The organism is Algibacter sp. (assembly GCF_049667265.1).
Taxonomy (GTDB): Bacteria; Bacteroidota; Bacteroidia; order Flavobacteriales; family Flavobacteriaceae; genus Algibacter_B.
The window spans coordinates 1-6,610 of the sequence record NZ_JBATHX010000470.1 but is presented as its reverse complement, the minus strand read 5'-3'; the positions used below and the strand labels follow the sequence as shown (position 1 = coordinate 6,610).

The following is a 6,610-nucleotide window of genomic DNA, read 5'->3' as shown; positions in this document are numbered from 1 at the left end:
AATTTATATAAATATTCCGTCGGCCAAAGCGCAGTATCTTGCAACTGACCCTTTAATTTTTTGTAAAACTCTTCAGAATCTGGAGGTGTGCTCATAGGTCTAATTTTTTTGTGCAAATATACGGCACCAAAATATATTTAAAAAAATTTAAAATCTTATTATTTGTGCGCTACCCAAAAGGGTCGGGCTTTCCGTTACAAGTCCTCGCACCTCCTGCGTCGGGCTGTGGGCTTTCTTCTGCAATCCCTAGCACAACCACTTGCCAACAAAAAACCAAACCTAAAAACCATGGACTATTTGCAATTGTTCGGCTTCCGCTTTTTTTTCATCATTTAAATTCCGATTTTTACAACAAATAAATTGCCATTGAGTACTAAAAAAATAGTCATTACAGGAGGTCCAGGAACTGGAAAATCTACCTTAGTTAACGAGCTTATAAACAGAGGTCATATTTGTCTTGAAGAAATTTCTAGACAAGTTATTTTAGACGCCAAAAAAGAAGGCATCGATCAACTATTTTTAACCAATCCCCTATTATTTAGCGAACTACTTTTAAAAGGGAGACAACAACAGTTTTTTGAAGCCGATATTTATGAAAATAAAACCGTTTTTTTCGATAGAGGTGTGCCTGATGTTTTAGCCTATATGGATTTTATTGGAGACGCCATTCCCGAAAACTTTCTAGATTGCTGTAAAAACATAACCTATAACCTAGTTTTTATTTTAAAACCATGGGAAGCCATTTACACAAGCGATAATGAGCGCTACGAAACTTTCGACCAGGCTGAAAAAATTCACGACCACTTAGTTAACACCTACAAATCTCATAATTACAAATTAATTGATGTGCCTTTCGGAACCGTAAATGAACGTGCAGATTTCATTTTAAAAATGTCCGATATGTAATATGGAACATCCCATTAAAATATTAGAACGCTACTGGAATTTTACAAGTTTTAGGCCACAACAAGAAGCCATTATTAATGCGGTAATTGCTGGCGAAGATACCTTTGTGCTACTTCCAACAGGTGGCGGAAAATCGTTATGCTTCCAAATACCAGCTTTGGTTAAAAAAGGCATTTGTGTTGTTGTTTCGCCTTTAATAGCACTTATGAAAGACCAAGTGCTCGCCTTAAACAACAAAGGCATAAAAGCTATGGCTATTACAAGCGGTATTAGTTATAAGGATCTAGATACCTTATTAGATAATTGCATTTATGGTAACTATAAATTTTTATACCTATCGCCAGAGCGTTTGCAACAAGAATTGGTGCAAGACCGGATTAGGCAAATGCATGTTAATTTAATTGCGGTTGACGAGGCACATTGTATTTCGCAATGGGGAAGCGATTTTAGGCCAGCTTATAAAAACATCACCTTATTACGGCAACTACAACCTAGTGTAAATGTAGTTGCCTTAACGGCTTCAGCAAAACCTGAAGTGGTTCAGGATATTGTTGACGAATTAGATTTTATAAACCCAAAAATATTCCGGCAATCGTTTTACAGGGCAAATTTGGCCTACATGGTTTTTCATGAGAACGACAAATATTACAGGCTTGAAACCATTTTAAAAAAGTATTCGGCAGCGTCTATCATTTACGTGCGGAATAGAAAACAAACACTTGATATAAGCGCGTTTTTAAATACCAAAAAAATTACAGCAACGCATTACCACGGCGGCCTTTCAAATATTGAAAAGGATCAAAACATGACAGCTTGGCTTAATAACCAAAAACAAGTTATGGTAGCTACCAATGCCTTTGGAATGGGCATAGATAAACCCGATGTAAAAACGGTGATTCACATGAGTTTCCCTGAAAGCATAGAAAGTTACTTCCAGGAGGCTGGCCGAGTAGGACGTAACGGCGACAAAGCGTTTGCAGTCATTCTAAAAAACGATGGGGATAAAGCCTTAGTTAAAAACCAATTTTTAAGTGTTTTACCAGGTGTTAAATTGGTGAAGCAGGTATATAGAAAACTATGTAGTTATTTTCAAATTCCGTACGGTGAAGGCGAATATGTAACCAACGATTTTGATTTTAATACCTTTTGTAAAACCTATAATTTTAGCCCCATTACTTGCTATAATGCACTTTTAGTATTAGATAGAAATAGTATTATAACGCTATCAAAGCAATTTAAAAATAAAGTTACGGTACAATTTATAATTTCAAACAAAGCGTTATTTAATTACTTAGAAACGCATCAGGAATTGGGCATTGTTGTGAAATCTATTTTACGATTATATGGCGGGGTTTTTGATCATGTAACAAAAATAGACCTGGCTAAAGTTGCTGAAAAAGCATCGGTTTCTGAAGGCAGATTAACTCACATTTTACAAACATTAGAAAGCGACGAAATCATCACCTTAAACTTAGCTAAAACCGATGCGCAAATAACCTTTATTGAACCTAGAGAAGATGATAAAACCATCAATAGAATTGCAAAAACCATAGAACAACAAAACAAATTGAAACAACAGCAAGTTAAGGCTATGTTGGATTATGTTGAAAATGATTCGGTTTGTAAAAGTGTACAGCTACTCGCCTATTTTGGAGAAAAAGATTCGAAAAATTGCGGTATTTGTTCGGTTTGTATTAAATCGAAAAAAGAGAAAAAGAAACCTGAAGATATTAATACCCTAAAAAAACGTATTATTGAATTGTTAGAAAATGGCGACCAATCATCAAGAGTTATGGTAGCTCAATTACAATGTGAACCCGAAGCTTTAAAAATGGTTTTAAAATTGCTAATAGAGCATCAAATTATAAATATTACACCAACAAACACCTATAAATTAAGTCATTTATAGTTAGAAGTATATTTTAAGTTAGCTTGTCATTCCGAATGCTATTGAAAACAAAGTAAATTTTGTTTTAAGATATAAAACGTAGCTTTTGAAAAGGAATCTCATTATTATAAGATTTCTCGTCGTTCCTTTCTCGCTTAGTCGAAATGACAACAGACACTTAAAATTTTATATAAATAATACTGGCAATAGCAGATTACTGCGTTAGGCCTGCCTGCCGGCAGGCAGGGATTGAAGAGGAAAGCCCGCAGCCCGACGAAGGAGGTGCGAGGACTTGTAACGGATAGCCCGACGACGACCTTAGGAGACGTAACCTGCCTGCCGGCAGGCAGGCGCCCAAAAATTTAAAATAAAAAAGTATTGATGAAAAATTTAAGAATTGTTTTTATGGGCACACCAGATTTTGCTGTGGCTACTTTAAAAACACTAGTAGAAAACAATTATAATATTGTGGGTGTTATTACAGCACCAGACAAACCTGCAGGACGCGGCCGAAAACTTAATGAGAGTGCTGTTAAAGCCTATGCAAAATCGCAAAATTTAACGATACTGCAGCCTACAAATTTAAAAAATGAAGGTTTTATTGATGAGTTAAAAGCGCTTAAGGCTAATTTACAAATTGTTGTGGCCTTTAGGATGCTCCCAAAAGTGGTTTGGCAAATGCCTGAATTTGGTACGTTTAATTTGCATGCATCGTTACTGCCAAACTACCGTGGCGCGGCTCCTATTAATTGGGCGATTATTAATGGTGAAACTAAAACGGGTGTTTCCACCTTTTTTATTGATGAAAAAATTGATACTGGTGATATGATTTTTCAGGAGGAAATTGACATTGAAACGCATGAAAACGCGGGGTCGCTGCATGATAAATTAATGGCGCTTGGAAGTGAATTGGTTTTAAAGACGGTTGATTCGATTAAAAATGAAACGGTTAAAACAATGGTACAAAAGGACTCCAAGGACATTAAAACGGCGTATAAGTTAAATAAGGATAACTGTAAAATTAATTGGAACCATTCTATGGATGCTATTTATAATCATATTCGTGGGTTATCGCCATACCCAGCAGCTTGGTGCACTTTAATTAACAATGATGAGGCCTTGGATGTGAAACTTTATAAAGTTGAAAAAGAACTTATAAAGCATTATCTAGAAAATGGCACTATTGTTTCTACCAAAAAAGAATTAAAAGTTGCAGTATCAAAAGGTTACATAATTATTAAAGAAATTAAGCTTCCTGGCAAACGAACTATGGATGTAAAATCACTTTTAAATGGTTATACTTTTGATGAAAACGCCAAAATGCTCTAAACCCTTATTGCTACTGATTTAACGAAAATATCGACGAAACGCACTACGTTTATTAACAAATGCCTTAAGTTATCAACAAAACTGCGTTTTTCCCTTGCTGTTACTTGCATGGTTGTATAATCCGTATAAATTTGTATTGGATTTAACAAAAATGTTTAACCGATTTATTAATAATTAAAACTTATATTATGAACAAAACAGATTTAATCGACGGAATGGCTGAAAACGCTGGAATTACAAAAGCAGCTGCTAAAAAAGCTTTAGAATCATTATTAGTTGATATTGAAGGATCTTTACAAAAAGGTAACAGAGTTTCTTTAGTTGGTTTTGGATCTTGGTCAGTTTCTAAAAGAGCTGCAAGAGAAGGAAGAAACCCTCAAACAGGTGCAACAATCAAAATCAAAGCAAAAAACGTAGTAAAGTTTAAAGCTGGATCTGATTTATCAAGTGCAGTAAACTAATTATTTACCACTTTTAATATTAAAAAGCTTCCATTTTTATGGAAGCTTTTTTTTTACCTTCAATGTATGCCATTTTTTAAAGTAAGTCGTGTAAAACGTTTTCTTTAAAAACATATTTCCTTATAAAACAAAACTAAAACTTGGGCTATGGTTCGGTTTTATAAATATCCTCTAAAAAGTTCAAATTTTAAATTATTTAAAGTCCATTTTAAACCATTATTAGGCTAAGAGTTGCATTTTAAATAAATATATCTTAGATTTAGTTATTAATTGCCCAAAATATGGTTACAACAAAACCCAAAAAAGGAGATTTATTAATTGCGGAACCGGCAATAATTGGCGATGTTTCTTTTAATCGCTCAATTGTTTTGCTTGCAGACCATTCAGAGGAAGGTTCCATAGGTTTTATTCTTAATAAACCTCTCGAGTATAACATTAATGATTTAATACCTGAAGTTGAAGCTACCTTTAAAGTGTATAACGGTGGGCCAGTAGAACAAGACAACCTATACTTTATTCATAAAATACCGCAGCTAATTCCTAATAGCATTGAAATATCTTTAGGTATATATTGGGGTGGCGATTTCTCGAAAGTTGCTGAACTTATAAAAGACCATACCATTAAGGAAAATGATATTAAGTTTTTCTTGGGTTATTCTGGTTGGGAAACTAGTCAATTGGAAAATGAGCTTAAAGCCAACTCATGGGTAGTTGCAAAAAACACCTACAAAAAGGAAATTATAGAAAAAGACTATGAAACTTTTTGGAAAGAAAAAATGTTAGAATTTGGTGGTGAATACAGTATTTGGTCTAACGCTCCTGAAAATCCAAGCTACAATTAAGCTAATCTTATTTTTACGTTTAACTTTTGTAGTAATAACTTAGCAACTTCATTCCCGTATTCCTTTTTTCTGTACTTACTTACTGGTTGTATACCTGTAATGACATTGGTGATAAACATTTCGTCTGCTTTCTGAATTTCAAATGGAGAAATAGTCTCCTCCACCAACTCATATTCTGGCAACGCTTCAATAATACTAATAAGTTGTGTTCTCATAACACCTTTTAAACAACCATCAGCCAATGGCGGCGTTTTTATTGTATTACCTTTTACCAAAAACACATTACCGTTAAGCGCTTCAACAACTTGTTTGTTTGTATTAAGTAATAAACAATTATTTAAATGGTTTTCCTTGGCATAAATACTTCCAACAACGTTTAGGGCTTTATTATTCGTTTTTAAGGTTGATAATAAACTTGGTGACACATAATAATCTTTAAATAAATCTACCTCGTAGAAGGCATCATTTAATAAATAAAAAGGGTCTGAAAGTGCATTTGTAGAAATTATATAACTAATCTCATTAGTCGTTGGGTTATATAAACCGCCTTCATTTCTGTGCACTTGTAATTTAACACGTGCCGTTACTTTTGAAAGTGAATTAACAGTTAAAGTTTTTTGAATCTCTTCTTCCAAAAATTCCATCGTAAAACTCATGGGTATTTCCATGCGCATAATTCTCATGGAAGCCATTAATCTGAAATAATGATCTTCCCAAAATAGTATTTTTCCACTTACCACTTTTATCGTTTCAAAAAGGGCATCACCGTAAGCATAGCCTCTATTTTGAGTTGAAATAATCGTGTTGTTTTCTAAAAGTGATCCGTTAAAATTTATCATAAAAAATGCAAGCTTTTATTATTTCTTTTTAAGCGGAACAAATATAATTAAAATACCTCGGGGCAAACCCACGAAGCGTCAAAATTCCAAAAATCAAAATTGATTGTCTGTAAAACATCATAAATCTATAAATAGCTGTATCATGAAGAATATTTTATGGTGTCCAATAAAAAAAATATTGATTTTAATCTGCGTAAAACTGCGAAATCTGAGTGAAATTTTACAATTCACTATTGTTTATTATCCCACAGATTTCACAGATAATCGATGATTTTTTTTTACCACAATGGAAAAAAACGGAATTACAGATTCAAAAAATATAAAATCCAAAAAAAACCTCGAGGC

General features: G+C 33.6%; 6 protein-coding genes. 5 read left to right on the top strand and 1 reads right to left on the bottom strand.

Going from position 1 to position 6,610, the window contains the following annotated elements; genetic code table 11:
* Nucleotides 1-366 precede the first annotated feature (366 nt).
* From WBN21_RS16185 to WBN21_RS16165, 5 genes are all read left to right on the top strand, one after another.
* Nucleotides 367-906: an AAA family ATPase gene (locus WBN21_RS16185; RefSeq protein WP_424202109.1), complete on the top strand. Its 540-nt coding sequence runs from the start codon at nt 367-369 to the stop codon at nt 904-906.
* A gap of 1 nt (nt 907) precedes the next feature.
* Nucleotides 908-2,815, top strand: a complete 1,908-nt coding sequence (locus WBN21_RS16180) for a RecQ family ATP-dependent DNA helicase (protein ID WP_424202107.1) — start codon at nt 908-910, stop codon at nt 2,813-2,815.
* A 360-nt stretch (nt 2,816-3,175) separates the two neighbouring features.
* A complete protein-coding gene (fmt, locus tag WBN21_RS16175) occupies nt 3,176-4,123 on the top strand; it encodes a methionyl-tRNA formyltransferase (RefSeq protein ID WP_424202105.1) in 948 nt (315 codons plus the stop codon).
* 188 nt (nt 4,124-4,311) lie between these two features.
* A complete protein-coding gene (locus WBN21_RS16170; protein WP_424202103.1) occupies nt 4,312-4,584 on the top strand; it encodes an HU family DNA-binding protein in 273 nt (90 codons plus the stop codon).
* 281 nt (nt 4,585-4,865) lie between these two features.
* Entirely contained in the window at nt 4,866-5,426 is a 561-nt protein-coding gene (locus WBN21_RS16165) for a YqgE/AlgH family protein (protein WP_424202101.1), read from the top strand.
* Here the strand turns inward: WBN21_RS16165 and WBN21_RS16160 are convergent.
* A complete protein-coding gene (locus WBN21_RS16160) occupies nt 5,423-6,265 on the bottom strand; it encodes an aminotransferase class IV (protein WP_424202099.1) in 843 nt (280 codons plus the stop codon). The genes WBN21_RS16165 and WBN21_RS16160 overlap by 4 nt on opposite strands.
* Between the last annotated feature and the right edge of the window lie 345 nt (nt 6,266-6,610).

Bases quoted from the DNA above. Each gene is read 5' to 3' on its own strand.
- WBN21_RS16180 (WP_424202107.1), top strand. From the start codon at position 908: ATGGAACATCCCATTAAAATATTAGAACGCTACTGGAATTTTACAAGT.
- fmt (WP_424202105.1), top strand. From the start codon at position 3,176: ATGAAAAATTTAAGAATTGTTTTTATGGGCACACCAGATTTTGCTGTG.
- WBN21_RS16170 (WP_424202103.1), top strand. From the start codon at position 4,312: ATGAACAAAACAGATTTAATCGACGGAATGGCTGAAAACGCTGGAATT.
- WBN21_RS16165 (WP_424202101.1), top strand. From the start codon at position 4,866: ATGGTTACAACAAAACCCAAAAAAGGAGATTTATTAATTGCGGAACCG.
- WBN21_RS16160 (WP_424202099.1), bottom strand. From the start codon at position 6,265: ATGATAAATTTTAACGGATCACTTTTAGAAAACAACACGATTATTTCA.